This window comes from Ruegeria sp. P8 (genome assembly GCF_056534665.1).
On the sequence record NZ_JBQERC010000003.1, the window covers coordinates 218,106 to 244,851 of the forward strand.

Sequence of the window (26,746 nt, forward strand, 5' to 3'; positions counted from 1 at the left end):
GGGGTTCGTCAATGGCGCAGGATAGAAGGGGGGCAGGGCAGGTTCAACATCTTGTTTTATCCGCATTGTGCGGCAGGTTGAACCGGTCAGGTGTTCATAATCGCCATACCGCCGAGCAAAAGGCCCGCCCCGATCCAATAGCGCAGCCCCAGCGTTTCCCCGAAGAACAGCCACGAGGCGAGGGGGACCAGTACGAAGCTGAGCGCCATAAACGGATAGGCCTGCGACAGCGGCACATGCCTGAGGACGTAAATCCAGAGTATCGTTGCTGTGCCGTAAATCGCCAGAGCGACGAGCAAGAAAGGATCGAGCAGGGTATGCAACACCCCCATCGCCCCGGTCGCGGTGCGGCCGTCGATTCGCCCGCCGGCAAGTTTGAACAGCACCTGTCCGACCGAAATCATGACAGGTGTGAGAAGCAGCCCGGTCCAGATCAGCGCTGTGGGTGCGGTTGCGCTCATGCAGCCTGATCCTTGAGGGGCTTTTCGGTGCGTTCTTCGGCCGGGCGATCCTCGCAGTAATAGATGTCACGCCCGATATCCTCGCAGGTGTGAAACCTGGGGCTGGGATGCACGGCGCGCAGAAAGCTGTGGGTGTAGGGAAAGAAATTGAAATGCGGGTTGAAGCTGTAGCGATATTCCCGTTCGCGCGGGACCACGATGATGACCCGCTTGCGCGCGACCCGGCGCAATTCAGCGATGGCGCGGCGGTAATCCAGAAGATGTTCGATCACATGGGTGCAGATGACCGTGTCGAAACTGTTGTCCTCAAAAGGCAGGTCCTCGATCCGGGCGGCAACATATTTGATGTTTTCGATGGCTTCGGCGTCATCGACAACGAAATCGACACCGGTCATGGCCGTGATGTCCGGGCGCAGAGCGCGGATGCGTTGAAGCAGGGCCCCGGTGCCGCAGCCGACATCGCAGATGCTGTCGCCAACAATGTCGCTGGCGATCCGGTCGATGCAGGCGTCGGAATTGTCCGTTCCGTCATGCACGCGCGGGTGTTCCCGGTAGAGCGTTTCGTATTCTTCGTCCGTCAGAAAAGGCGCGCGTTCGCGGAACGCCGCCAGCCGGGTAATGTGTTCCCCCCAGACACGGCGCGCAAGCCAGTGAAAGGCGGCGCTGTCGCGCAGGATCGGCGGGACGATATCCTCGAGCACAAAGCGGATCAGGTTGGTGGTTTCGCGTCGCATCTCGTTTCCTTTGGTCCGGGGAGGTTTCCCGGCGTCTTTCCATCGTAGCACCGCAGTGCAAACACGCGAAATATCCGGATCAGGTCAAAGCCTGTCGCCCGTGTCTTTTATGTTTCGCGCGCCAAACCCACCCCATGAGTGTGGCTGGAGTAAGGCCTGCGGATGGAAAAACCGGTGCGGGATGGTGGCCGCAGGGGGCGTGGACCAGAGGCTGAGGGCGGGCAGAACAGTCAATTAGCGGCAAAACCCCGTGACAAGGCGGTTTTCCAGGGTTCCGGGCGGTGAAAACACTGGTGCTTTATTGACTCATGCTGCACTGGCACAATAGGAGGGGCCGGTCGGGTTGCGTGGTGCAGCCGCGACCGTTTCCCCAATGGAGCACATTGAAATGTCTGAACTGCGCGAAACCGCGATGTCGTCCAAGGCCTGGCCCTTTGAAGAGGCGCGCCGGTTGCTCAAACGCTATCAGAAAGGTTCTCCGGAAAAGGGGTATGTGCTGTTTGAAACCGGATACGGCCCGTCGGGCCTGCCGCATATCGGCACGTTCGGCGAGGTGGCGCGGACCACGATGGTCAAGCGCGCCTTTGAGGCGCTGTCGGATATCCCGACCAAGCTGATCTGTTTTTCGGACGATCTGGACGGGATGCGCAAGGTTCCCAGCAACGTGCCGAACCCCGAGGCGTTGGAAGAGCATTTGCAGCGCCCGCTGACCTCGGTTCCTGATCCGTTTGGCGAGTATGACAGCTTTGGCGAGCACAACAACGCGATGCTGCGCCGGTTCCTTGATACCTTTGGGTTCGAATACGAGTTCTATTCGGCGCGCGACTTTTATCGCTCAGGCCAGTTCGACGAGATCCTGAAGCGTGCCGTCGAGAAATATGACGACGTGATGGCCATCATGCTGAAAAGCCTGCGGGAAGAACGCCAGCAGACCTATTCGATCTTCCTGCCGATCCACCCGGAAACCGGGCGGGTTCTGTATGTGCCGATGAAAAAGGTCTGCGCCGAGACCTATACCGTCACCTTCGATGATGAAGACGGTAAGGAATGGACCGTTCCCGTCACCGGCGGCAACGTGAAGCTGCAATGGAAGCCGGATTTCGGGGCGCGCTGGGCGGCACTGGGTGTTGATTTCGAGATGTACGGCAAGGAACACGCGACCAACGAAAAGATCTATGACGGGATCTGCCGGGCCTTGGGTGGCCGCGCGCCCGAGCATTTCAGCTATGAGCTGTTTCTGGACGAGAACGGACAGAAGATTTCGAAATCGTCGGGCAATGGTGTCTCGATTGACGAATGGCTGACCTATGCGCCGACCGAGTCGCTGGCTTATTTCATGTACCAAAAGCCCAAGACGGCCAAGCGGATGCATTTCGACGTGATCCCGAAAGCCTATGATGAGTATCATCAGCAGCTGCGCGCCTATCCGGGGCAGGACCTGAAGGCGCAGTTGAACAACCCGGTCTGGCATATCCACGGCGGCGACGTGCCGGAATCGACCCTGATCGTACCCTTTGCAATGCTGCTGAATTTGGCATCGGTTTCCGGTGCCGAAGACAAGGAGGCGCTGTGGGGCTTTATCCGCCGCTATGCGCCCGAGGCAACGGCAGAGAGCCACCCCGATCTGGACAAGGCAGCCGGTTTCGCCGTGCGGTACTTCAACGATTTCGTCAAGCCGACGCGCAAGCATCGCGCGCCGACGGATCAGGAGCGCGAGGCGCTGGAAGCTCTGAAAGCGGCGCTTGAGGCCTATGATGGCCCGACCGAGGATGAAGCGTTGCAATCGGTGGTCTATGCCATCGGCCGCGAGCGGTTTGATCCGATGAAAGGGTGGTTCTCGGCGCTTTATGAGGTGCTGCTGGGGGCCTCGCAAGGGCCGCGTTTCGGGGGCTTTATCGCGCTTTACGGCGTGCCCGAGACCATCGCGCTGATCGACAAGGCACTGGCCGGAGAGCTGGTCTGATTTGACCTGAACCGGCATGGGGCTATCCTTGGAACAGGAGGTGGCCCCATGCGTCGACTACTGCTTGCATTGTCCCTGAGCGCCGGGCTGGCTTCGGGCGTATTTGCGCAGAGTGCCGAGATCGAGGCCAATATCGCGGCGCAGATACAGGCCTTCCGGGCGGATGACTTTGCGACCGCCTTCACCTTTGCCAGCCCCAACATCCAGCGTCTGTTCCGAAACCCCGACAATTTCGGCGCGATGGTGCGCAATGGCTATCCCATGGTCTGGCGTCCTGCCGATGTGCGTTTTCTGGAACTGCGCGAGGTTGACGGCGCGCTGTGGCAGAAGGTGATGATTACGGACGGTAACGGGCGGGTGCATCTTCTGGACTATCAGATGATCCCGCTGACGGAAGGCTGGAAGATCAACGGGGTGCAACTGTTGGGTGCGGCTGACCCTGCGGCCTGAGGCAACACCACCGTCACGGTGAGATGAACCGTGGTTAATTCCTTTTCGATATCCAGACTGTCGCGTTCGGGGCGGACCTGAACACGGGGTTTGAACGCGTCGCCGGATTTGCGCGGCGCGATTGGGAAAGGGTTTTCAATGAACAAGGCAATCACCGACGGCATCGTGTTCATGCCGCCTCAATTCGCGAATGGTCTGACCGTCTGGTCTGCGGGGGACGGAACGCCCGGGTCGCCCACATATGGCGGGTCCGGCACCGGGGTATTTGTTCCGGCGGATGCGGATTTTGCCGGTTGTCTTGAGATCCTGAAGGTCAACACAACCCAGCAATTGCGTTACATGGGGCAGACGCCGATCCTGCCCGGTTGCTATTTGCAGATCAAAGCCCGGGTCAAGGCGATCAGCGGCCCGTTGCCGTCGGTGCGCATTGCAGCCTGGGCCGGTGGCGCGGGTGATGTGCATGTGGCCGGTGTTGTGGAACAGGGGCCGGCCACCCAGCTGTCGGGCTATGGCACCGTTCACGAGATCACCGCGATTGTCGGCACTGGCCAGCGCCCGGGCGTGGACATGCCCTGGGGGCTTGCCGCCCTTTACGGGCATTTCGGCCTGGATATCGAAGGGGCCAACGGCGCGCTGGTGCGTGTCGATGATCTTGAGATCACCGATGTCACCGGGTTCTTTCTGCGCGAGATGATCAGCCTGGTCGATGTGCGCGACTTTGGTGCCGTTGGTGACGGTGTGACGGATGACTCGGTTGCGTTTGAGGCGGCGGATCAGGCGGCCGGTGGCCGCCGGGTCTTTGTTCCGCAAGGCATCTATCACCTTGCGGAAAACACCAGCATCGATGCGGAGATTGAATTCGAAGGCACCGTCACCATGCCGGATGACAAGATGCTGTTGCTGACCAAGGATTTCCATCTGCCCGCATATATCGAGGCGTTCGGAGATGAGGAGCTGGCCTTCAAGAAGGCGTTTCAGGCTCTGCTGAACAATTCGGATCATGACTCGCTGGATCTTGGCGGACGCAAGATTTCCGTTTCCGCGCCGATCGACATGGCCGCTGCGGTTCCCAACAAGCAAAGCGGCTTTTCCACGCGCCGCGTGATCCGCAACGGGCAGTTCGATGTCAAAAGCGGTACCGCCTGGGACACCGAAACCTTCACCTCTGTCGCTACTTATGACCCCTTGGACAAGACACGCCTGACCAATGTCGCCAATGTGGCCAATATTCCGGTAGGATCGCTGGTTGAGGGCAGTGGTGTCGGGCGTGAGGTTTACGTGCGCTCGAAGAACATAGGCGCCGGTGAGATAACCCTGAGCGCGCCCATCTATGACGCCGCCGGTACCCAGACCTTTACCTTTCAGTCGTTCAAATACCTGCTGGATTTCAGCGGTTTCGATACGTTGCGGAAATTCGGCATGGAACAGATCGAGTTTCAGTGCAACAGCCGGTGCAGCGGTATTCGTCTGGCGGCCTCGGGCAGTACGTTTTCGTTGAAAGACTGTTTTATCAGTCGCCCGAAGGATCGGGGTCTGACCTCGACCGCGACGGGGTGCAAGGGGCTGCTGATCGACAATTGCCAGTTCTTGTCCTCAGAAGAAGCGCTCGACGTGACGGACCGGAACTCCATCGGGCTGAACACCAACTCGAACGATGTGAAGCTGCGTCACAATCAGGCGGTGCGGTTCAAGCATTTTGCCGTTCTGGGCGGTGGCACCAATTTGGTTCTGGGCAACCATTTCTTTCAGGGCGACGGCATCCCGCAGGGGGTCCGTACCGCAGGGTTGATCATGATCGGCACCTACAACACCTCGACCATTGCCGAGAACTATGTCGACAACTGCTTTATCGAATGGACCAATGAACGGGATGCGGCGCCCACCTATACCAGCGGGTTTTCGTTCAGTTCGATGAGCATCACGGACAATATCTTTTTCTCGAGCGATGCACCGGCCTGGTTCAGCTATATTATCATCCGCCCCTATGGTGCTGGTCATTACCTGAATGGCGTGACGGTGACCGGCAACAAGTTCCGCGCCACCAGCGGTTCGATTGAGCGGGCGGAACGGGTCGATACGTCTTTTGCCGATCTGGACAATAACAGGCATTCGAACGTGACCTACGAGAACAATACCTATCACGGGATTGGCAAGAGATCCTCGAACCCGCTGCGCATCCGCAGCCAGCAGAACTCGGTCGCGAATGTCTGGACTGTTTCGGCAAACGGCGAATTGCCATTTGGCGGCAAGGCGCGCGGCTGCGACGGGGTCACTGCCATCGGGTCGCTGACCGGGGTGTTCAACAACCTTGTCTATTCGGCCCCTCATGTTCTGACCGAACAGGGGGTCAGTGGCGACAGCCTTATTCTGCGCTGGCCGGATCACCTGAAAGGCGAAGTCTCGGTCACGATGCGAATGGAGCGTTGAAACAGCGGCTGGCCGCCCATTCCGGGGTGGCCAGCCGCCTGACAAACGGGCGCAGAAAAGCGCCGATTGGCGCATCGGCAAGGAAATAGGCGACGTTTCAATCTGATGTGCTAGGCTTGGGTAAAGAAATGGAGAATCCCGATGCCGAAAATCGCCAAAAACGCCAGTGTTCAGACAGTTATCACCACGTTTGAAATGACGCCCGGCACCTGTCAGGACCTTTTGGAAGCGCTGACCGACGCCTATTCCGAGTTCATCTCAAAGCAGCCCGGCTTTGTTTCTGCGGGGCTTCATGTGAATGATGCGCAAACCCGGATTGCCAACTATTCGCAATGGCAACGTCGCGAGGATTTCCTGGCCATGCTGCGGACCCCCGAGATGCGCGACCGCAACCGCAAGATCAACGAGCTGTGCAAGAGCTTTGAGCCGGTCATGTATGACGTTGCAGAGACATTTGGCTCTACCTGACCTGAATCAAAGCCTGCGGTGCATGTCTGTTTCAAAGTAAGTCTGCAAAACGGAGGCGCATGCTATGTATCACAACATTCTCGTTCCGATTTCTTTCGATGCTGAAAGAGATACGTCCGGGCCGTTGAAACTGGCCCGGGTTCTGGCCACGCCGGACGCGCAGGTCACATTGCTGCATGTGGTTGAGCATATTCCGAATTATGCAATCTCGTACATGCCGGCGGAATATCTGTCCGAGGCCCGAAAGGCGATTCAGTCAGAGCTTGATACGCTGGCGTCGCAATTGCCGAATGCCACGGGCGTGGTGGTCGAAGGGCATTCCGGCCGGACCATTCTGGATTGGGCCGAGGCGCATCACCCGGACCTGATCATCGTGGCCTCGCACCGGCCGGGGATGCAGGATCTGCTGCTGGGGTCAACCGCGTCCCATATCGTACGCCACGCCCCTTGCGCGGTACATGTGGTCCGGTAACGGTCGGACATCATCGGCAGTAAGCAAAATTGTGCCTGTGCGGGCGGTGGTTTCAGGCCGGGCCAGATTTTTTGAACCCGGTGGAACTGTGTTGCCTCGGCTTTGCCACATATTGCCCTTATGGGTCGGGGCATGTTGTTCAAGAAACCCTCGCAGGAAGCACCTGATCTGAACCCGCGCTCGGCCAAACGGCATCTGCGCGCCGAGGCGGCGCGGCGGCAGGCGCTGTCCCCGCTGCGGATCCTGATCATGGTTCTGCTACTGCCGCTGACGACCGTGCTGATTGCTACGGGCGTCTTTCTGCGCACCTCGGGCTATGAGCGGGACGAGGCGGTGATCCACCTGATCGCGCTGGCGGGGTGTGATGCGACACAGGCCATGGGGATCGGTCCGTTCCGCGCTGGGCAGCCGGGATATCATGAGCGCAACGACCCGGATGGTGACGGGGTGGCCTGCGGGTATGCCGAGCTGGAGCTGCCACGCGCGACCACCGTGCAGGCACAGGACCAGCCGAAGCCGCGCGAACGGTCGGTGGGAAGCGCCAAGTTCGTGCGCCCCTGATTTTCGGAGGGCGGGAAGGGGCTAGCCTTTCATCGCCTGTAGCAATTCCAACAACCCTTTGCGATCGTCGTCACTGGCATAATCGCCGGTGGCCAGCCGTTCGGCGATACGCAGGCGCAGGCGTTCCTGTTGAGTGCGGACCTCTTCCCCGGCGGTTTCGGCCAGCGTCTTCATGATCACGGCCACGGCCTGTTGGCGCTTGGTGGTGGGGTTGGCGATATAATCGACAAGGCTCTGCTGGCCGGAATCGAGGATGTTTTCGGCCAGTTCGCGCAGTTGGTCGCCATTGGGCAGCAGCGGGGTGGGGGCCTGTTCGGGGGGCAGGATTTCCGGCAGGTTGCGCGGAACCTCGGCCAGAGCGTTCGCGCCATCGACAAAGGCTTCGGTGATCATCCGCGTGATCTTGATCGCGCGCGGGTCCTTGAACAGGGCCGAGGCGATGGCCACGCCGTAATCGGTATAGACCCACGGATTGACCCGCCGCCCGCCGCGGCCTTTGGGTTTTGAGATCACAAATTGTGATTCCAAATCAGCGACCTCGGCATCGGTCAGCTGAAATCGGTAGCCTTCGAACAGGTCGGTGTTTCGCGAGACGGCCTGATTGAAGGCACTGACGGATTTTCCGTAGAACTGCGCCAGATCCTCGGCCAGCACCACACGGGTGCCGCGCACCCTGTGAATGGCACTTTGCACCTCATGCGTGCTGGGCAGGTTTTTCGGGTTCGTCATGGCAGCCGTTTGGAATCACAATTTGTGATTTCAAACGTGGAGGAGGGTGGGGCGGGGTGCAAGGGTGGAGTGTGGGGATCTCCTTGCCCAAAACCTGATAAACCGCGTGCTCAGCCGGGCGTATTGCGCAGATAGGCAAAGCGATAGGCAAGCGCGACGCCGCCTGCGCCGCCGACAATATTGCCGATCGTGACCCAGAACAGGTTGCCCATGGCCGCGCCCAAACCGAAATCGGCACCGGCAAGCGCGCCCTGCGGCAGCAGGTACATGTTGGCGACCGAATGTTCGAGCCCCAAGAGGACAAACGCCGCTATGGGCCAGAGTACCGCCATGATCTTGCCCGCCGCTGTTCTGGCCGCGAAGCTCAGCCAGACGGCAAGGCAGACCAACGCGTTGCACAGAACGCCGCGGGCAAACGCCTGGGTGGCAGAGAGGTCGGCCTTGCCATTTGCGATTGCTGATGCGGTGGCCCCCATGGGCCCGTCCAGCAAGCCGGTTGCAGCGAAGGCCAGAGCCAGTGCGATGGCCCCGACCAAATTCCCAAGGTACACGAGGCCCCAGTTGCGCAGCAGGGCGCGCGGCGAGATTTTCCGATCCACCGCCGCTATGGTCATCAGGGCGTTTCCGGTGAACAGCTCGGCCCCGCCGACGATCACAAGGATCAGGCCCAGCGAGAACACGACCCCACCCAGAAACCGGGCCGGTCCAAACCCCGGGTCAACGCCGGTCATGACCATAGTATAGGCGGCCCCGCCGAAGCCGATGAACACGCCCGCGAGTATCGCCAGAGTCAGCGTCTGGCCGACCGTGAGATGTGCCTTGGCAACACCGGCGGTTTCAACCAGCTCGGCGATCTGGGCGGGTTTGTAGGCGTCAATTCCGGTTGGGTTCTGTGTTTGCATGGGACCCACTTTGCCGACGCATTTGCGTTTCGACATTGATTGGGATCAAGCATCCATCGGTGCAAAAACAACCGCACTGGGGGCGAGGCTGCAACCCTGAAGGGACAGCCGCCCGGATGCAGTGCGGTGTATGGTTGAAAATCGGCGCAAATCGCCGGTATCAATGCGAGATTTCTGGCTGCCGTGCTAGAGTACGCGCGGCGGGGCCGTTCCGGCCGTGTTACATGGCAATTTTGCCAGACGACGGAGGAAAGTGATGTTTGCACGAATTACCCAATACAAAATGAAGCCCGGTACGCGCGAGGCGGCGACGGCGAAGATGAATGAATTGAAATCCGACATCATGGGTATGCCCGGCATGCACAGTTTTACCAATGTGATGAACGAGGATGGTTCGGGCTATGTGATTTCGGTGGTCGAAAGCGAGGCGACCTCGAACGCGAATGCGCCCAAAGTGGCCGAGCTGTGGGGCCATTTCGCCGAATTCATGGAAGGCCCGCCGACGCCGGTTGGGTACGACGTGATTGCCCATTGGGATAAGGGGTAACGGTTCGGGCGGGGGTTCCCGCCCTTCTCTTTACAAAAGAACCTTCGCCACATCTTCGGCCAGCACCACGCGGGTGCCGCGCACCCGGTGAATGGCGTTTTGGACCTCATGCGCGCTGGGCAGGGCGTTGGGGTTCGTCATGGCAACCGTTTGGAATCACAATTTGTGATTTCAAACGTGGAGGAGGAGGCGCTGGGCTGCAAGGGTGGAGTGTGGGGTGGAGTTTCCAGTTCACACTTTGGAGGCATCCAGCCGCTCTATCAGGTAAAATCCCATCCCATGCGAACTAAATACCGCCGCCGCAATCAGGTGCAGTCCGATAGCTGGCCTCGTTTTCAGCAACAGCATTGGCGTCAAACTGTAAAATAATATCTCTTAGAAAAGGTGGATGGCACGAGATATCTCTTGCATAAAACTGCCTTCGATCAATCGCAATTATGGAGAACCGTTTTTCGGCTTCTTTAAATTTGATCGAGACGTTGATAATAAACGGATTTTCACCAGCTTCAGGCGCAAATTCATCGCCCAAACCCAGTTGCTCGACTATCCCTAGTGCGGCTGCCTCTTCGAACTCATCCACAAAAATCACGAGCATATCGAAGTCAGACAACTTGTCTGATTTATAGTTGAAATCAATTTCACCTAGATCACTTAATTCCAAGACTTGCCTTAAGAGCACACCGGACATTCCCTCGGCGAGCACCCTCAAAGGTCGCCCCAGTTCGGTCGATCGGTTTTCAGTTTCGGAAATCGCTGGCCCACTTGGCAAAGTCACAAGGACGCTCGAGAACGCAAGCAATATGAACTTTTTAAGCATAGCTATCGTTTTCTCCGCTTCACATTCCCACCCCTTTGCCCCGGCCTTCCAGCCGTTGACCGCCCACGCGATTTCACTGCATCCTCAGACGCTTTCTCGACCGCCCATTGGCGGGCCATAGGGTCGTCGGCGATGGCCAGATCGACCGCTTCCAGGCGTTTGATTTCATCGCGGATGTTGGCGGCCTCTTCAAACTCCAGGTTCTCGGCGGCTTTTCGCATCTGGTCGCGCAGCCCGTTCAGATGCGCCTCGAGGTTGGCGCCATGCATCGGTTTGTCGATGGTGGCGGTGACGCGGTTCATGTCCACGTCGCCCGCATACAGCCCGGCCAGAACATCCTCGACATTCTTTTTCACTGTCGCGGGCGTGATGCCGTGTTCCAGGTTATAGGCCATCTGCTTGGCGCGGCGGCGGTCGGTTTCGGCCAGCGCGCGTTCCATCGAACCGGTGATCTTGTCGGCATACATAATCACCCGGCCATCGGCGTTGCGCGCGGCGCGGCCGATGGTCTGAACCAGCGAGGTCTCGGACCGCAGAAAGCCTTCCTTGTCGGCGTCCAGAATGGCGACCAGCCCGCATTCGGGAATGTCGAGCCCTTCACGCAGCAGGTTGATGCCGACCAGCACGTCGAACGCGCCCAGACGCAGGTCGCGCAGAATCTCGATGCGTTCCAGCGTGTCGATATCGGAATGCATGTAGCGCACCTTGATGCCCTGTTCGTGCAGGTATTCGGTCAGATCCTCGGCCATGCGTTTGGTCAGCGTTGTGACCAATGTGCGATAGCCATCGGCGGCGACCTTGCGCACCTCGTCCAGCAGGTCGTCGACCTGCATCGACACGGGGCGGATTTCGACCTGCGGGTCCAGCAGGCCGGTGGGGCGGATCACCTGTTCGGTGAAGACGCCGCCGGTCTGGTCCAGCTCCCACGCGGCGGGGGTGGCCGAGACGAAGACGGATTGCGGGCGCATGGCATCCCATTCCTCGAACTTCAAAGGCCGGTTGTCCATGCAGGACGGCAGGCGGAACCCGTGTTCGGCCAGCGTGAACTTGCGCCGATAGTCGCCCCGGTACATGCCGCCGATCTGCGGCACGCTGACATGGGATTCGTCGGCAAAGACGATGGCGTTGTCGGGGATAAATTCGAACAGGGTCGGGGGCGGCTCGCCCGGTGCGCGGCCGGTCAGATAGCGCGAATAGTTCTCGATCCCGTTGCAGACGCCGGTGGCCTCGAGCATTTCCAGATCGAAATTGGTGCGCTGTTCCAGCCGCTGCGCCTCGAGCAGCTTGCCTTCGCCGACCAGTTGGTCGAGGCGCATCCGCAGTTCTTTTTTGATCCCGATGATCGCCTGCTGCATCGTCGGTTTCGGCGTCACATAGTGGGAATTCGCATAGACCCGGATATGGTCCATCGTGTCGGTCTTTTCGCCGGTCAGCGGGTCGAATTCGGTGACCTGTTCCAGTTCCTCGCCGAAGAAGGACAGCTTCCAGGCGCGGTCTTCAAGGTGGGCGGGCCAGATTTCCAGACTGTCGCCCCGCACCCGGAACGAGCCGCGCTGAAACCCCTGATCGTTACGGCGGTATTGCTGGGCCACCAGATCGGCCATCACCTGCCGCTGGTCGTATTCGTGACCGACCTTCAGATCCTGTGTCATCGCCCCGTAGGTTTCGACCGAACCGATACCGTAGATGCAGCTGACCGAAGCAACGATGATCACGTCATCGCGTTCCAGCAACGCCCGCGTGGCCGAGTGGCGCATCCGGTCGATCTGTTCGTTGATCTGGGATTCTTTTTCTATGTAGGTGTCAGAGCGCGGCACATAGGCCTCGGGCTGGTAATAGTCGTAATAGGACACGAAATATTCCACCGAGTTTTCGGGGAAGAAGCCTTTGAATTCACCGTATAGCTGCGCCGCCAGCGTCTTGTTGGGGGCCAGGATGATGGCGGGGCGCTGGGTTTCCTCGATCACCTTGGCCATGGTGAAGGTCTTGCCCGTTCCGGTCGCGCCCAGCAGCACCTGATCGCGTTCCCCGTCCAGTACGCCGCCCGCCAGTTCCTTGATCGCCGTTGGCTGATCGCCCGCCGGGTTGAATTCGGTATGCATCACGAATTGCTTGCCGCCTTCCAGTTTCAGGCGCGCGCGCACGTCTTCGGCGGTCAGTTGGGTCTTGTCGGAATGGGCGTATGGCATAGGCAGGCTCCCGGCGTCAGGCCCTTACATTTGTTCTTATTTTGTCCAACTGCAAGGGCCGATCCGGATTCATTGCGCGCTATGCGGTCTGAGGCCGTGCGACGGGTGAGTCGTTGTATTGTTCTTGCGTTTGTTTGGCGCGACCTTATCCCAGCCTGATGACAGTTTCTGGCATGAGTTCGAGGGCGAGGGCCGCGACAATTGCAATCTTGCCCCCAGGCGCGCTCTGACGCATAAACGGGCTCAGCCAAGTGAGTACGGAGAGGCGACATGCGCGCACGGATCTACCAGCCCGCAAGAAATGCGATGACCTCGGGGATGGCCAAGACCCGCAAATGGGTTCTGGAATACGCCCCGGCCTCGGCGCGCGAGGTTGATCCGCTGATGGGCTGGACGTCGTCCAGTGACACGCAGGCTCAGGTACGCCTGAAGTTCGACACGCGGGAAGAGGCGCTGGATTATGCCAAGGCCCACGGTATCGATGCGCAGGTCAGCGAGCCGCACAAGCGCAAGCCCAATCTGCGCGCGCGGGGCTATGGCGAGAATTTCGCAACCGACCGGCGTGGCCCCTGGACGCACTGAATGATCGAAATCCGCGAGGCTGACCCGACATCGGACGTATTGCGCCCGATAGTGGAGGCGCATTTTGCCCATGGCGAAACTGCGGGACCTGCGGATAGCAACCACACGATGGACGCCGAAGCATTGGCCGGGCGGGGGGTGCGGTTCTGGGCCATTTTTGACGGACAGCAGCCATTGGGATGCGGTGCGCTGAAAGCGCTGCCCGACGGAACCGCCGAAGTAAAATCAGTGCATATTCTGGCGCAGGCAAGAGGGCGCGGGCTGGCGCGCGTGCTGATGGTGCATCTGGCTGAACAGGCTGGCGCAGAGGGGTGCGAGGCTTTGGTTCTTGAGACCGGGGCGAGCCATCTTCGCGAATATGATGCCGCCCGCAAGTTGTATGAGTCGCTGGGATATTCCTATTGCGGGCCTATCTTTGGGTATGTTGACGATCCCAACAGCGCATTCATGCGCTTGCCTCTTGAACCCCGCGGGTAAAAACCGCAAGAAGGGCGCAGCGGTCCCTTAGCTCAACTGGATAGAGCAGCTGACTTCTAATCAGCAGGTTGAGGGTTCGAGTCCTTCAGGGATCGCCATTTGCAAACCAAATCAATACCGGACATGTGCCTGCTTTGGTCGGCGCGTCGTGATCTTGTGGCTGTTTGGTGTGGTATGAGGGGCTGGACGAGGGGGTCATGCCAGCCCCTCTAAGGGGGTCACAGAGTGGTAGTATGTGTTCCTTACGTACAATCTAACGTGATTCACCGTGCGGCGATATTGGGGGATTCCCGTAGGTTGGTATTTGCGCGGAAATATGCGTGTCAGGCAGTACAATCCTGTTGAGATCAGACCGGTTTTTTGCGCGGTATTCGTGTTGAGGCTGCGGGAACCGCTGGCAAAACCGAGGGTGATGTAAAAAATATATTGCAACCGGTTGCAAAGAAAATCATTGTTACGCACAACAACAAGATTCGGGAGAGTTGCATGTTGAGGGTCGGATTGCTGGGTGCCGGACGTATCGGGCGCGTTCATGCGCAGGCCATATCTTCCCATCCGGGAAGCAGGCTGTGTGCGGTATCCGATGCGCTGCCCGAGGCGGCGAACAACCTCGCGGATGAATATGGGGCCGAGGCGCGCAGGTCAGAAGAAATTATCGCTGATCCCGAGATTGACGCGGTTCTGATAGCAACGCCGACGGATACGCATTCCGACCTGATCGAGGCGGCCACGGGCGCTGGCAAAGCCGTTCTGTGCGAAAAGCCCGTCGATCTGAGCCTTCAGAGGGCACAGGACTGTCTGACAGCCGTCGCGGGGCGTGGCAAACCTGTCATGATCGGGTTTAACCGGCGGTTCGATCCTAATTTTGCAGCTTTGAAGGCCGGTTTGGACGCAGGTGAAATCGGCAAGGCCGAACTGTTGTCGATCACGTCATTTGACCCGGCCCCGCCACCGGTCAGCTATGTAAAAGTGTCCGGAGGACTGTTTCGGGACATGATGATCCACGATTTCGACATGGCGAACTTTCTGATGGGGGATGTGCCGCAGACCGTCACGGCGGTGGGATCGTCGCTTGTAGATGCAGAGATTGGCGCGGCAGGCGATGTGGACACGGCCGTGGTCACAATGACTTACGCAGACGGCCGGATTGCGGTTATCAAAAACTCGCGCCGGGCGGCCTATGGGTATGATCAGCGGGTCGAGTTGCTGGGTTCGGAAGGGTTGTTGCAGGCGCATAACATGCTGGAAAACACCGTCGTGAAATCGACGGCGGATGGCGTTGTGGGCGCAAAGCCGACTTATTTCTTTCTGGAACGCTATATGCCGGCCTACCGCGTGGAATGGGCCGCATTTGTTGATGCTGTCGGCGGCGGTTCCGACGTTCCCGTCACGTTGCAGGATGGTGTGGCGGCGCTGGCAATGGCCGAGGCCGCGACCCTGTCAGCGCAGACGGGAAAGCCCGTTCGGATGGAGGAAATTTTGAAACCGGTTGCAAAATGACCGAAATTCTTCAAACTAAAGACAGCTCGGCTTTGCGCCGCAGCCACTGAGATTCGGCACTGCCGGATGATTGGGGCCGGTACCCCAACAGAAGATCAGACTGAACCAATGGGAGGAAACTGAAATGAAGAAATTCGTTAAGGGTGCACTTGCCGCGGGGGCACTGGCCCTGGCTACGCCCGCTCTTGCGCAGGACATCGTGGTCGTATCGCATGGCCAGGCCAATGACGCATTCTGGAACGTCGTGAAGAACGGTGTTGAACAGGCTGGCAAGGATGTCGGTGTGAATGTGGAATACCGCGCACCGGAAACTTTCGACATGGTGGCCATGTCGCAGCTGATCGACGCTGCCGTGAACCAGGAACCCGATGGCCTGATCGTTTCGATCCCGGATGCGGATGCGCTTGGCCCGTCAATCGAACGTGCCGTTGCCGCAGGCATCCCGGTGATCTCGATCAACTCGGGGTCGGATGTGTCGAAACAGCTGGGTGCGTTGCTGCACGTGGGTCAGGACGAGTTTGACGCAGGTAAAGCTGCGGGTGAACAACTGGCTTCGATGGGGGGCAAAACCGCGATCTGCGTAAACCACGAAGTGGGCAACGTTGCGCTGGACCTGCGCTGTGCAGGTTTCGCGGAAGGCTTTGGCGGTAATGTCGAAGTTCTGCCGACCTCGAACGATCCGTCGGAAATCGAGTCGAAAGTCTCGGCTGCTCTGGCCGCTAACGAAGCCGTCGATACGGTCATGGCGCTGGGTGCAAGCTCGGCTGGTGAGCCGACTGTTGCCGCTGTCAAAGCATCGGGCCGTGACGTGAATGTTGCGTCCTTCGACCTGTCGGCCAACTTCCTGCAATCGATTGCGGATGGCGACGCGGCCTTTGCCATCGACCAGCAGCAGTATCTGCAAGGGTACCTGTCGGTGAACTTCATGGGCCTGCACGCCAAATACGGCCTGATGCCCGGTGGTAACGTTCCTTCGGGTCCGAACCTGATCACTCAGGACAAGGCCGCGCAGGTGATCGAGCTGTCCGCGCAGGGCATCCGCTGATCCATACCGCAACCTGAACAAAACGGGGCGGCGCGGTGGCGCCGTTCCCACCCAAGTGGGAGGAAACGATGAGTGACTCAGCACAAATCGCCGGGGACGAAAGGGTCAAGAAAGAACCTTTCATGACCAAGCTCATGAAACGGCCCGAACTCGGTGCGATGGCGGGCGTCGTTCTGGTGGTCATCTTCTTTGCCATCACAGCAGACGATTCGATGTTTACCCTGGCCGGGGTCATGAACTTCATGACACCTGCGGCACAGCTGGGCATTCTGGCAATCGGTGCGGCCCTTTTGATGATCGGTGGCGAGTTTGATTTGTCCATCGGTTCAATGGTGGCGTTCGCGGGCTTGTTTTTCGGCGTCTGTGTGGTGACATGGCAGTTGCCACTGATCGTTGCGATCCCCATGACATTTGTATTCGCGGCATTCGTCGGGGCGGTGAACGGCAATATCGTCATAAGATCCGGCCTGCCGTCCTTTATCGTGACGCTGGCTTTCCTGTTCATTCTGCGTGGCTTGTCCCTTGTTGGCCTCAAAGCGGCGACCGGAGGGTCGACCCAGTTGCGCGGTGTGCGTGACGTGGTCGAAAACGACTGGCTGGCGCCGTTCTTTTCGGGCGAAGCCTTTGGCAGCCTGTTTGCCTGGCTGGCGGCCAACGGCATGATTGATACCTTCAAAAGCGGAGCACCCAAGGTACCCGGCGTCCCGGTCGAAATCCTGTGGTTCATCGTGCTGGCATTGGCAGCCACCTACGTGTTGCTGCGGACCCCGGCCGGAAACTGGATTTTCGCGGCGGGCGGTGACAGCACTGCGGCATCGAATTCAGGTGTTCCCGTGAGCAAGATCAAAGTGTCCCTGTTCATGCTGACCGCCTGCTGTGCTGCACTTGTTGCCATCATTACGGTGATCGACGCGGGCTCGACCGACGCGCGGCGCGGTTTCCAGAAAGAATTCGAGGCGATCATCGCCGCCGTGATCGGAGGTTGCCTGCTGACGGGCGGATATGGCTCGGCCATCGGGGCGTTCTTTGGGTCGATCATCTTCGGCATGGTTGTCATCGGACTGACCTATACGGATTTCGATCAGGACTGGTTCCAGGTGTTCCTGGGCGCGATGCTGCTGATTGCCGTTCTGTTCAACAACGCGATCCGCAAACGCGTAACCGGGGAGCGCTGATATGACCGAAGATACCAAGTTCCACCACGGCGATGCGGCGGGCGATCAGGCCCCCATCGTGGAAATGAAGGATATCGAGAAGCACTTTGGCAACATCATCGCATTGGCGGGAGTCAGTTTCGACGTCAAACCGGGTGAATGCCACTGCCTGCTGGGCGATAACGGCGCGGGCAAGTCGACCTTCATCAAGACCATGTCCGGGGTACATAAACCCACCAAGGGCGAGATCTTTTTCGAGGGCAGGCCGCTGCATTTCGACACCCCTCGGGATGCGATGGAGGCAGGCATTGCGACCGTGTTCCAGGACCTTGCGATGATCCCGCTGATGAGCGTCACGCGCAACTTTTTCATGGGGCGCGAGCCGACCAAGGGTAAAGGTCTGCTGAAGCGGTTCGATGTTGAACACGCGAATGAGGTCTGCATGGAAGAGATGCGCAAGATGGGCATCAACCTGCGCGGGCCGGATCAGGCGGTTGGCACCTTGTCTGGGGGGGAACGGCAGACCGTTGCCATTGCCCGCGCCGTGTATTTTGGTGCCAAGATCCTGATCTTGGACGAGCCGACCTCGGCCCTTGGTGTGCGCCAGACTTCGAACGTTCTGGCCACCATCGACAAGGTGCGCAGTCAGGGCGTCGGCGTGGTTTTCATCAGCCACAACGTGCGTCACGCGCTGGCGGTGGGTGACAGGTTCACCGTTTTGAACCGGGGCAAGACGCTGGGCACAGCAACGCGTGGCGAGATCACGCCAGAGCAGTTGCAGGACCTGATGGCAGGCGGTCAGGAAATGGCCGAGCTAGAAGGATCGCTGGGCGGTACGGTTTAAAGTACAGAACTTGGATGCCCCAATGGGGCATCCATCGGGCGGTGGCACGTGACGCCACTCTGTTTTCAGGCTTTGATACAAAAGCTGGCACCTTCGCAAATGAGAAAACCCGCAGGCCGCCAAAGGCGGGGCTGAGTTGAAAGGGATCATGATGAGCAAGACAGTCCGACTGACCGCGGCGCAAGCTCTGGTGCGCTATCTGGGCGCGCAGATGAACGAGGCCGGAGAGCCCTTTATCGCAGGTGTCTGGGCGATCTTCGGCCATGGCAATGTGGCTGGTCTGGGCGAGGCGCTGCACGGTGTGAAAGACAGCCTGCCCACCTATCGCGGTCATAATGAACAGACCATGGCACATTGTGCGATTGCCTATGCCAAGCAGTTGGGTCGCAGGCGGGCGATGGCGGTCACTTCGTCCATCGGGCCGGGGGCCACCAACATGGTTACCGCTGCTGCGCTGGCCCATGTGAACCGCCTGCCGGTTTTGTTGCTGCCCGGTGACGTGTTCGCCACGCGTGGCCCTGACCCGGTTTTGCAGCAACCCGAAGTGTTCTCGGACGGAACTATTAGTGCGAATGACTGTTTCAGACCGGTCAGCCGCTATTTCGACCGCATCACCCGGCCGGAGCATCTGTTGACGGCGCTGCCGCGTGCCTTCCGCACCATGACGGACCCGGCGGATTGCGGTCCCGTGACGCTGGCCTTTTGTCAGGATGTGCAGGCCGAGGCTTATGATTATCCCGAAAGCTTTTTTGAGCCGCGCGTCTGGTATCAGCGCCGCATTCGTCCGGATGAAGGTGAATTGGCACGGGCCGTGGCCGCAATCAAGGCAGCCAGGCGCCCTGTGATCGTGGCTGGGGGCGGTGTGCATTATTCGGATGCGACCGCCGCGTTGCAGCGCTTTGCCGAAGCGCACAACGTGCCGGTGGCCGAGACGCAGGCAGGTAAATCCGCGCTGGCCTGGGATCACCCCCTGAACCTTGGTCCGATTGGCGTCACCGGCGGTGAGCCTGCCAACGATATCTGCGCCGAGGCTGATCTGGTGCTGGGCGTCGGCACCCGCTTTCAGGATTTCACCACCGGGTCTTGGGGATTGTTCGCAAACCCCGAGCGGGAGTTGATCAGCCTGAACACCGCCGCCTATGACGCGGCAAAGCACGGCGCGATGCCGCTGCAGGCTGACGCCCGCGTTGGGCTGGGTGAACTGAGCCACGCGTTGGGCGGTTACCGCGCGCCTGATATGCCTGCAACGCTGAAGTCCGAATGGTTTGCCAAGGTCGACGCATTGACCGACGCGCCCGCGGACAGCAATGCACTTCCCACGGATATGCAGGTGATTGGCGCCGTGCAGCGGGCGGCCAATGAAAACACCGTTGCCATGTGTGCCGCGGGCACGATGCCGGGTGAGTTGCACAAGCTGTGGAAGGCACCGCGCCCCGGTGCCTATCATATGGAATATGGCTTCAGCTGCATGGGGTATGAGATCGCCGGTGCGATGGGCATCAAGTTGGCCCAGCCCGACCGCGACGTGATCTGCTTTACCGGTGACGGTACTTACATGATGGCGAATTCCGAAATGGCGACGGCGGCGATGATGGGGATTTCGTTCACCGTTGTGGTCACCGACAATCGCGGCTTTGGCTGCATCAACCGTTTGCAGATGGGAACCGGCGGGGCCGAGTTTAACAACCTGCTGGATCACGCAATCGGCGGTGAAAATTCGGTGATCGACTTTGCCAAACATGCCGAAGCAATGGGGGCGACGGCGGTCAAGGTCAGCTCGATCGCCGAGCTTGAGGAGGCACTGGCCAAACGTGGCGAGGTCAAAGGCCCCTATGTGGTGGTGATCGACACCGACCCGTACCCATCGACCGAATATGGCGGAACGTGGTGGGAAGTGGCGGTGCCCGAGGTCAGCATCCGCCCGGAAGTAAACGAAAAACGTGCGGCCTATGAGGTCGCCATCAAGGAAAGAAACACGAAATGAGCGTGAAGATCGGTATCTCTCCGATTGCCTGGCAGAATGACGATTTGCCGGACCTGACCGCAGCCTACACGATGGAGCAGGCGCTTAAAGAAGCGCGCGAGATCGGCTATACCGGTGTCGAGCGTGGCCAGCGGATGCCCGGCGACACCGAAGGGTTGCGCGCCTATCTGGATGCCAGTGACATCGCGCTGTGCGGCGGCTGGTGCTCGGGTAGTACTCTGGTCAATGACCTGGACGCCGAAATCGCCATCGTGCGTGAACAGGTCGAACAGTTTGTTGCGCTGAACAGCCCCTGCATCGTTTACGCCGAGTGTTCAAATACCGTTCAGGGGCAGATCGGAACGCCGGTCAATGACCGCCCGAAGCTGTCCAAAGACGATGTGTTGGCCTATGCGGGCAAACTGACAGAGCTTGCCAAATGGATGGCAGATCAGGGTATGCCGATGGCCTATCACCATCACATGGGCACGATCATCGAAAGCGAAGAGGATGTGAACTGGTTGATGGAGGGTTCCGGCCCCGAATTGAGCTTGTGCTTCGATACGGGCCATCTGCTGTTTGGTGGCGGCGACGTGATGGCCACACTGAACCGTTGGGGCGACCGTGTGCACCATGTCCACTTCAAGGATATCCGCCCGGACATCGTGCGGGACACGCGCGAGAACAATCGCAGCTTTCTGGATGCCGTAATTGCCGGCGCGTTCACCGTGCCGGGTGATGGGTGCATCGACTTTCAGGCCGTAGCCAACGCGTTGAAAGCAATGGATTACAGTGGCTGGATCGTGGTCGAGGCCGAGCAGGACCCCGCCAAGGCGCCGCCCTATGAGTACTCCAAATTGGGCTATGACCACATCGTCGAGGTTTGCGGCAAGGCAGGGTTGGAGATCACCGTTTAATCACCGCCCCTCGGGGCAACACCGAAGCCATGAAAGAGGAGTTTGTCATGGTACATCAAGAACTTGGATATGTCGGCTATTTTGACCGGGAATCCTGCGATCTGGATGAGTTCAAGGTGTTGACCTCGCAAAACCTGACAACCGGTGCGGTGCCTCATGCCGCATCGGTACAAAAGAACGTTCCGATCTATGATATGCACGCCCTGCGCCCGGCGCTGGAGAATGCGGATCAAAGAAAAGCGCTGCTGGCAGAATGGGCAGGCGTGTTGGACAAATCTGCGGGTGTGATCGTTCTAAAAGGCGCATTTGCGGATACGTCCGTGATCGACCGGGCGACCGCTGTGTTCCATCAGATCATCGAGGAAGAACGTCAGGGCGGGGCCGGGGAAGGTGACCACTTCGCGGCCTCGGGCGCGAATGACCGGATATGGAACGCATTGCAGAAACAGTGCTTGCGCGATCCCGAGGGCTTTGCGCTCTATTTCGGGAATGTGGCCATTGCAGCGGCTTGCGAGGCGTGGCTGGGGCCGAACTATCAAATGACCGCGCAAATCAATCAGGTGCGCCCCGGCGGCAAGGCACAGCAGGCGCATCGGGATTATCATCTGGGCTTTCAAACCGCCGACAGCGCCGCCCGGTATCCGGCCCATGCCCATCTGGTGACGGCTTCGCTGACCTTGCAGGGGGCGGTTGCGCATTGTGACATGCCCGTGGAAAGCGGCCCAACCAAACTGCTGCCGTTTTCGCAGCTTTATGCGCCGGGATATCTGGCCTTTCACGATGCGGCACACCGGGCGTTTTTCGAAGAGAACTACATTCAGTTGCCCCTTGAAAAGGGGGATGCCGTTTTCTTCAACCCGGCGCTGTTTCACGCTGCCGGGGAAAACAGCAGTGCGGATATTCAGCGGATGGCGAACCTGTTGCAGGTCTCGTCTGCCTTCGGTCGTGCGATGGAGATGGTTGACCGGCAGTCCATGTCGCAGGCGGTGTTTCCGTCGCTGGCCGCCCTGAAACAACGGGGGGCGCTGAGTGCGCCAGAGCTGATTGCGGCGATTGCCGCAACGGCTGAGGGCTATCCGTTCCCGACCAATCTGGACACCGACCCGCCGATTGGTGGCAATGCGCCCGAAAGCCAGGCTGACATATTGCACCGGGCCGTATCGGAAGGGTGGGCCGAGGCCCGACTGTCCGAGGCGCTTTCGGCCCTGCAAACACGGCAAGCGGCCTGAGGGCGATACAGGCGGGCCGTTTAGGCCCGCCCAATAAGGAGAACAAGAATGGCAGACCTGCTGAAGAAGCCTATTGGAACCCGTGGCAAGGTACATGACATCACTCCGGACAGTGCCGGATGGCGATATGTGGGTTTTGGGCTGTATCATCTGCAAGCAGGCGACAGGGCGGCCGAGGCGACAGGAGACCGCGAAGTCATTCTGGTGATGGTCGAAGGCAAGGCGCGGATCACCGGGGCCGGGCAGGACTGGGGCGTATTGGGCGGTCGGATGAACGTGTTCGAAAAGACACCGCCGCATAGCCTGTATCTGCCCAACGGAACCGAGTGGGAGGCTGTGGCGGAAACCGATTGTGTTGTGGCGGTCTGCTCGGCCCCGGGCAAGGGCGGCCACAAAGCGCGCCGGATCGGGCCAGATGGCATCACGCTGACCGAACGCGGCAAGGGTGTGAATACGCGATATATCAACAATATCGCGATGGAGAACGAGGATTATGCCGACAGCCTGCTGGTGACCGAAGTCTTTACGCCCAATGGGCACTGGTCCTCTTACCCCAGTCATCGACATGATGAGGATGATTTCCCCCGCATCACCTATCTGGAAGAAACATATTATCATCGCCTCAACCGGGCCAACGGGTTCGGAATTCAGCGGGTCTATACCGATGACGGCCAGTTGGATGAGACGATGGCCGTCTCCGATGGCGATGTTGTGATCGTTCCGCGTGGCCATCATCCTTGCGGCGCGCCCTATGGGTTTGAGATGTATTACCTGAACGTCATGGCGGGCCCCCTGCGCAAATGGCGGTTTGCCCTGGCCCCCGAGGTCGAATGGATCATGGAGCGTGACGGATGAGCCAAGACTTCGCCAATTACCCTAGCCTTGCGGGCAAAACGGTTATCATCACCGGCGGGGCCGGGGGAATTGGTGCGGAAACCGTTCGCGCCTTTGCCGCACAAGGGGCGAAGGTCGGGTTTCTGGATATCAATGCGGATGCGGGCCTTGCTTTGCTGGCGGAACTGGACGGTGAACACACCTTTGCGCAATGCGACCTGCGCGATATCGAAGCGATGCGGGCTGCGCTGGAGCAACTGGTCGAGGAACTGGGCGAGGCGGATGTGCTGGTCAACAACGCTGCCCAAGATGACCGCCATGATTGGCGCGAAGTCACGCCTGACTATTGGGATGAGCGGATGGCGACCAATATCCGTCACATGTTCTTTGCCATTCAGGCGGTGGCCCCGGGTATGATCGCCAAGGGCGCAGGTTCGATCATCAATATCGGATCGAACTCCTGGTGGGAGGCCGGGGCAGGTTTCCCGGCCTATGCCACCGCCAAATCTGCGGTGCATGGCCTGACCCGCACCATGGCGCGCGAATTGGGGGATCACCGCATTCGCGTGAACACGGTGGTGCCGGGCTGGATCATGACCGATCGCCAGAAAGACCTGTGGGTCACGCCCGAGGCGCTGGCCAAACAGGTCGACCGCCAATGCCTGCCTGATCCGATAGAGCCCGTCTATGTCGCGCGCATGGTTCTGTTTTTGGCCTCGGACGACGCCGCCATGTGCAGCGCGGGCAACTTCATGGTCGAGGGCGGCTCGATCTGAAGGCGAAAGCGCGCGTTAGCGTTGCAGGGGTGCACCAAAGGCACGGATGACCATGCGCGCGGCAGCTTCGACCGGGTTGTGGGTTTCCTTCAGGATGGTCACGCGGTCAAACCGTTCGGGATCGCGATTGACAGCATCTCGCAGGGCATTGCCGAAGGCCATGCGCAGCTCGGTCCCGATGTTGAACTTGCAGATTGAGGTTTCGCGGGACAGCTTCATGCGCTGATCTACCGGCACGCCCGACCCGCCATGAATGACCAGAGGCACTGTGGTCATGGCGTCGATCTCGGCGATGCGGGCTTCGTCCAGACCGCCTTCCTTGTTTTGTTGCAGATGGACGTTGCCGACCGATATCGCCATCGCATCCACACCGCTTTCACGTGCGAACTGGGCCGCTTCTGCCGGGTCGGTGCCGTTCGATCCTTCACCGCCCGAGTACCCGACAAAACCAATCTCGCCCTCGCAGGAAATCCCTGCCGCATGGGCCATCTCGGCAATTGCGGCGGTTTCATCGATGTTTTGCCGCAGGGGTTTGCGCGACCCGTCGAACATCAGCGAGGTGAACCCGCTGTCCAGCGCGATCTTGCAGTCCTCGAAGGTATAGCCGTGGTCCAGATGCGCCACGACGGGCACCGAGGCGTTTTCGGCCAGATACCGGAACATCTTGCCCAGGATCGGCAGTGGCGTGTGCTCGCGGCAGCTGGGTCCGGCTTGCAGGATCACGGGCGCATTCTCGGCCTCGGCCGCGGCTACATAGGCGCGCATGTCTTCCCAGCCGAGTGTGACCAGCCCGCCGACGGCATAGCCCTGTTCATACGCGGGTTGCACGACGTCTTTCAGTGTGACGAGGGTCATTTGAATTTCGCAATCATGTCTTTGATGCCGGGAATGGTCTCGATCTGATAGGCATGTGTGGGCTGGAAATACTGCACCAGAGAACGCTGGGTCAGGCCGCCGAGGATGGTGAAATAATACATCTCGTACCCCGGCAAAACGCAGCAGGGGTGATAGCCCTTGTCGATGCAAACGGTCGATCCATCCACGATGTGATAGGCGTCACCCGGCTGGTTATCCTCGCGCTGCAACATCTGAAGGCCCGAGCCCCAGTTGGGTTTGAACCGGAAATTATAGGTCTCATCGTGGCGGGTTTCGTCCGGCAGGCGGTTGGTGTCATGCTTGTGGCTGGGAAAGCCCGACCAGCCGCCCTGACCGACGGTGAACAGCTCACTCACCAATAGGCGGCCGACCTTGTCGTGTTGCTTTTGGCCAAGGATGTGTTTGATTTTGCGGTGGGTTTTGGTGTCGTCGCTGCCATATTGCACAAGGTCGTGTTCGCGCACATCGAACGGGTCCAGCACCTTGTCATATTTGGCACCGGCAATGAACACCTCGGTCGCGTCAGAAACGCAGACCATCTGTACCTTTGCGCCGACGGGCACATAGACGCTCTCGGGCTCGCCATCCCAGACATCTTCGCCCCGGTTGCCCAGACTGGGGAAGGAAACGCCTTCGACATCCACATCGACGCTGCCGGTTGCAGGGACGATGCAGGTCTCGTAGCCCGGCACCTGGTATTCGAACGCCTCGCCTTTTTTCAGTTTGACGATGTTGAAATAGTTCAGCGGAACGGACGGATCACCGGCGTCAACGATGGGCTTGTTCTGATTGTCATAGGGCGCGATATGCATGGGATACTCCTATGTGGTCGGGCCAGGGTGAGAGGCGAGGAACGCGTTCAGTTCGGGGGTCGTCGGCATGGCGGGGGCGCAGCCGGGTTTGGAAACGACAATGGATGCGCAGGCGGAACCGCGCATCACCGAGTCTTTCAGCGAGTGCCCCGCCGCGATCGAAGCCAGAAGCCCTGCCATGAAACTGTCACCAGCCCCGACTGGCTTGATGGCGTCCACTGGGTAGATCCCGGTTCTGATTTCCTGCCCATCCGCCAGCGTCACGGCGCCTTTTTCGCCCATCTTGTAAATGACAACCCGGCCCGGTTTCCTAGCTAGGTCCTGTGCCTTGGCAAAGCCCTTTTCCAGACCTCCGGCCATGAACCCGAACTCTTCATCATTGCCGACAATCAGGTCACAGGCTTCGCCCGCACGGGACAGAACGTCAGCGGCAACTTCCGGCGACGGCCAGCTGTAGGGGCGGTAATCAACATCGAAAATGATCGGAAGACCAGCTTTGCGCGCGTTTTCAAACCCTTGGAACGTGGCGCTGCGCGAGGGTTCCGACGCAAAGACAGTGCCAGCCGAGATCAGGGCCGAGAAGGATGAATAGTCAACCCTGTCGACATCCGCGTCAGTAACCTGAAAATCGACCGCACCGTTGCGGTAGATGACATTCTGAAAGTTCTCGGTCCGGCTTTCATACAGGGCCAGAGAGGTGCGATACTCACCCCCCAACACGCGGATGTAAGAGGTATCCACCCCGTAATGTTGCAACCGGTTGAGGCAGAACCGACCAATAGCATCGTCCGAGACGGAGGTGATCAAGGATGCCTGACTGCCCAGCTTGACCAGACCGGTGCAGATATTCGCGGACGAGCCGCCAAGATCGGCATGGAACGTATCGGCCTCTTCGCTTTTGACACCGATCGGGTCTGCGTAAAGGTCCATACCCGCACGCCCCAGAACGGCAAAGCGGTTTCCTTTGATACCCTCCATCAAAGCGCTCACGTCATGTCCTCCGGCAAAGTGGGGTGG

Annotated in this window: 27 protein-coding genes and 1 tRNA gene; 19 read left to right on the forward strand and 9 right to left on the reverse strand. The window is 59.4% G+C overall.

Features of this window, described 5'->3' with window-relative positions; genetic code table 11:
- Positions 1-86: 86 nt before the first annotated feature.
- Together ACR0BZ_RS07430 and ACR0BZ_RS07435 are read right to left on the reverse strand one after the other, a co-directional pair.
- On the reverse strand, positions 87-461 hold the full coding sequence (locus tag ACR0BZ_RS07430; RefSeq protein WP_480919875.1) for an EamA family transporter: 375 nt from the start codon (positions 459-461) through the stop codon (positions 87-89).
- On the reverse strand, positions 458-1,195 hold the full coding sequence (locus ACR0BZ_RS07435) for a class I SAM-dependent methyltransferase (protein WP_480919876.1): 738 nt from the start codon (positions 1,193-1,195) through the stop codon (positions 458-460). Before ACR0BZ_RS07435 ends, ACR0BZ_RS07430 begins: the two co-directional genes overlap by 4 nt.
- Before the next feature lie 388 nt (positions 1,196-1,583).
- On the opposite strand from ACR0BZ_RS07435, the gene ACR0BZ_RS07440 reads away from it, so the two are divergent.
- From ACR0BZ_RS07440 to ACR0BZ_RS07465, 6 genes are all read left to right on the forward strand, one after another.
- Positions 1,584-3,158: a lysine--tRNA ligase gene (locus ACR0BZ_RS07440; protein WP_480919877.1), complete on the forward strand. Its 1,575-nt coding sequence runs from the start codon at positions 1,584-1,586 to the stop codon at positions 3,156-3,158.
- A 48-nt stretch (positions 3,159-3,206) separates the two neighbouring features.
- Positions 3,207-3,608 carry a DUF4864 domain-containing protein gene (locus ACR0BZ_RS07445; protein ID WP_480919878.1) on the forward strand — a complete coding sequence of 134 codons (402 nt, stop codon included), beginning with the start codon at positions 3,207-3,209 and terminating at the stop codon, positions 3,606-3,608.
- A 138-nt stretch (positions 3,609-3,746) separates the two neighbouring features.
- A complete protein-coding gene (locus ACR0BZ_RS07450; protein ID WP_480919879.1) occupies positions 3,747-6,035 on the forward strand; it encodes a glycosyl hydrolase family 28-related protein in 2,289 nt (762 codons plus the stop codon).
- A gap of 141 nt (positions 6,036-6,176) precedes the next feature.
- Positions 6,177-6,503, forward strand: a complete 327-nt coding sequence (locus ACR0BZ_RS07455) for an antibiotic biosynthesis monooxygenase family protein (RefSeq protein WP_209507893.1) — start codon at positions 6,177-6,179, stop codon at positions 6,501-6,503.
- A 64-nt stretch (positions 6,504-6,567) separates the two neighbouring features.
- On the forward strand, positions 6,568-6,975 hold the full coding sequence (locus ACR0BZ_RS07460) for a universal stress protein (RefSeq protein WP_209507891.1): 408 nt from the start codon (positions 6,568-6,570) through the stop codon (positions 6,973-6,975).
- 132 nt (positions 6,976-7,107) lie between these two features.
- Entirely contained in the window at positions 7,108-7,536 is a 429-nt protein-coding gene (locus ACR0BZ_RS07465) for an excalibur calcium-binding domain-containing protein (protein ID WP_480919880.1), read from the forward strand.
- 21 nt (positions 7,537-7,557) lie between these two features.
- Here the strand turns inward: ACR0BZ_RS07465 and ACR0BZ_RS07470 are convergent, their stop codons facing one another.
- Together ACR0BZ_RS07470 and ACR0BZ_RS07475 are read right to left on the reverse strand one after the other, a co-directional pair.
- On the reverse strand, positions 7,558-8,265 hold the full coding sequence (locus ACR0BZ_RS07470; RefSeq protein WP_480919881.1) for an ORF6N domain-containing protein: 708 nt from the start codon (positions 8,263-8,265) through the stop codon (positions 7,558-7,560).
- A gap of 110 nt (positions 8,266-8,375) precedes the next feature.
- On the reverse strand, positions 8,376-9,203 hold the full coding sequence (locus ACR0BZ_RS07475; protein ID WP_480919882.1) for a formate/nitrite transporter family protein: 828 nt from the start codon (positions 9,201-9,203) through the stop codon (positions 8,376-8,378).
- 220 nt (positions 9,204-9,423) lie between these two features.
- Here ACR0BZ_RS07475 and ACR0BZ_RS07480 point away from each other — a divergent pair, with 220 nt between their 5' ends.
- The gene (locus ACR0BZ_RS07480; protein WP_209507883.1) at positions 9,424-9,714 is read left to right on the forward strand and encodes an antibiotic biosynthesis monooxygenase family protein; all 291 of its coding nucleotides are present in this window, start codon (positions 9,424-9,426) and stop codon (positions 9,712-9,714) included.
- A gap of 286 nt (positions 9,715-10,000) precedes the next feature.
- Here ACR0BZ_RS07480 and ACR0BZ_RS07485 read toward each other — a convergent pair whose 3' ends face one another.
- Both ACR0BZ_RS07485 and uvrB read right to left on the reverse strand, forming a co-directional pair.
- On the reverse strand, positions 10,001-10,531 hold the full coding sequence (locus tag ACR0BZ_RS07485) for a hypothetical protein (protein WP_480518571.1): 531 nt from the start codon (positions 10,529-10,531) through the stop codon (positions 10,001-10,003).
- 2 nt (positions 10,532-10,533) lie between these two features.
- Positions 10,534-12,720 (reverse strand): excinuclease ABC subunit UvrB, encoded by a 2,187-nt coding sequence (gene uvrB / locus ACR0BZ_RS07490; protein ID WP_480919883.1) that lies wholly within the window; start codon positions 12,718-12,720, stop codon positions 10,534-10,536.
- A gap of 270 nt (positions 12,721-12,990) precedes the next feature.
- Here uvrB and ACR0BZ_RS07495 point away from each other — a divergent pair, with 270 nt between their 5' ends.
- The 12 genes from ACR0BZ_RS07495 to ACR0BZ_RS07550 all read left to right on the forward strand — a co-directional run bounded on the left by ACR0BZ_RS07495 (position 12,991) and on the right by ACR0BZ_RS07550 (position 24,041).
- Positions 12,991-13,302 carry an ETC complex I subunit gene (locus tag ACR0BZ_RS07495; RefSeq protein WP_209507877.1) on the forward strand — a complete coding sequence of 104 codons (312 nt, stop codon included), beginning with the start codon at positions 12,991-12,993 and terminating at the stop codon, positions 13,300-13,302.
- Entirely contained in the window at positions 13,303-13,779 is a 477-nt protein-coding gene (locus tag ACR0BZ_RS07500; protein ID WP_480919884.1) for a GNAT family N-acetyltransferase, read from the forward strand.
- A gap of 21 nt (positions 13,780-13,800) precedes the next feature.
- A tRNA-Arg gene (locus ACR0BZ_RS07505) sits at positions 13,801-13,877 on the forward strand.
- 388 nt (positions 13,878-14,265) lie between these two features.
- Entirely contained in the window at positions 14,266-15,279 is a 1,014-nt protein-coding gene (gene iolG / locus ACR0BZ_RS07510; RefSeq protein ID WP_480919885.1) for an inositol 2-dehydrogenase, read from the forward strand.
- Positions 15,280-15,403: 124 nt separating this feature from the next.
- Positions 15,404-16,324, forward strand: a complete 921-nt coding sequence (locus ACR0BZ_RS07515; RefSeq protein ID WP_267364100.1) for a sugar ABC transporter substrate-binding protein — start codon at positions 15,404-15,406, stop codon at positions 16,322-16,324.
- A gap of 68 nt (positions 16,325-16,392) precedes the next feature.
- Positions 16,393-17,499 (forward strand): ABC transporter permease, encoded by a 1,107-nt coding sequence (locus ACR0BZ_RS07520; protein WP_480506793.1) that lies wholly within the window; start codon positions 16,393-16,395, stop codon positions 17,497-17,499.
- A gap of 1 nt (position 17,500) precedes the next feature.
- Positions 17,501-18,322, forward strand: a complete 822-nt coding sequence (locus ACR0BZ_RS07525) for an ATP-binding cassette domain-containing protein (RefSeq protein ID WP_267364097.1) — start codon at positions 17,501-17,503, stop codon at positions 18,320-18,322.
- A 151-nt stretch (positions 18,323-18,473) separates the two neighbouring features.
- Positions 18,474-20,306 (forward strand): 3D-(3,5/4)-trihydroxycyclohexane-1,2-dione acylhydrolase (decyclizing), encoded by a 1,833-nt coding sequence (iolD, locus tag ACR0BZ_RS07530; RefSeq protein ID WP_480919886.1) that lies wholly within the window; start codon positions 18,474-18,476, stop codon positions 20,304-20,306.
- Complete coding sequence (iolE, locus tag ACR0BZ_RS07535) at positions 20,303-21,202, forward strand: myo-inosose-2 dehydratase (protein WP_480773279.1); 900 nt, start codon at positions 20,303-20,305, stop codon at positions 21,200-21,202. The genes iolD and iolE overlap by 4 nt, the downstream gene beginning before the upstream one ends.
- 47 nt (positions 21,203-21,249) lie before the next feature.
- Positions 21,250-22,431 (forward strand): phytanoyl-CoA dioxygenase family protein, encoded by a 1,182-nt coding sequence (locus ACR0BZ_RS07540; protein ID WP_480483299.1) that lies wholly within the window; start codon positions 21,250-21,252, stop codon positions 22,429-22,431.
- 48 nt (positions 22,432-22,479) lie between these two features.
- Complete coding sequence (iolB, locus tag ACR0BZ_RS07545) at positions 22,480-23,286, forward strand: 5-deoxy-glucuronate isomerase (RefSeq protein ID WP_480919887.1); 807 nt, start codon at positions 22,480-22,482, stop codon at positions 23,284-23,286.
- Positions 23,283-24,041, forward strand: coding sequence for an SDR family NAD(P)-dependent oxidoreductase (locus ACR0BZ_RS07550; RefSeq protein ID WP_480870002.1), 759 nt, complete (start codon positions 23,283-23,285; stop codon positions 24,039-24,041). Before iolB ends, ACR0BZ_RS07550 begins: the two co-directional genes overlap by 4 nt.
- Positions 24,042-24,056: 15 nt before the next feature.
- On the opposite strand, the gene ACR0BZ_RS07555 is transcribed toward ACR0BZ_RS07550, so the two are convergent.
- The 3 genes from ACR0BZ_RS07555 to iolC are packed head-to-tail and all read right to left on the reverse strand — an operon-like array spanning position 24,057 to position 26,707.
- Complete coding sequence (locus ACR0BZ_RS07555; RefSeq protein WP_480919888.1) at positions 24,057-24,896, reverse strand: class II fructose-bisphosphate aldolase; 840 nt, start codon at positions 24,894-24,896, stop codon at positions 24,057-24,059.
- On the reverse strand, positions 24,893-25,729 hold the full coding sequence (locus ACR0BZ_RS07560; protein WP_480919889.1) for a 5-deoxy-glucuronate isomerase: 837 nt from the start codon (positions 25,727-25,729) through the stop codon (positions 24,893-24,895). The genes ACR0BZ_RS07555 and ACR0BZ_RS07560 overlap by 4 nt, the downstream gene beginning before the upstream one ends.
- 9 nt (positions 25,730-25,738) lie before the next feature.
- Positions 25,739-26,707 (reverse strand): 5-dehydro-2-deoxygluconokinase, encoded by a 969-nt coding sequence (iolC, locus tag ACR0BZ_RS07565; RefSeq protein WP_480870031.1) that lies wholly within the window; start codon positions 26,705-26,707, stop codon positions 25,739-25,741.
- Positions 26,708-26,746 lie beyond the last annotated feature (39 nt).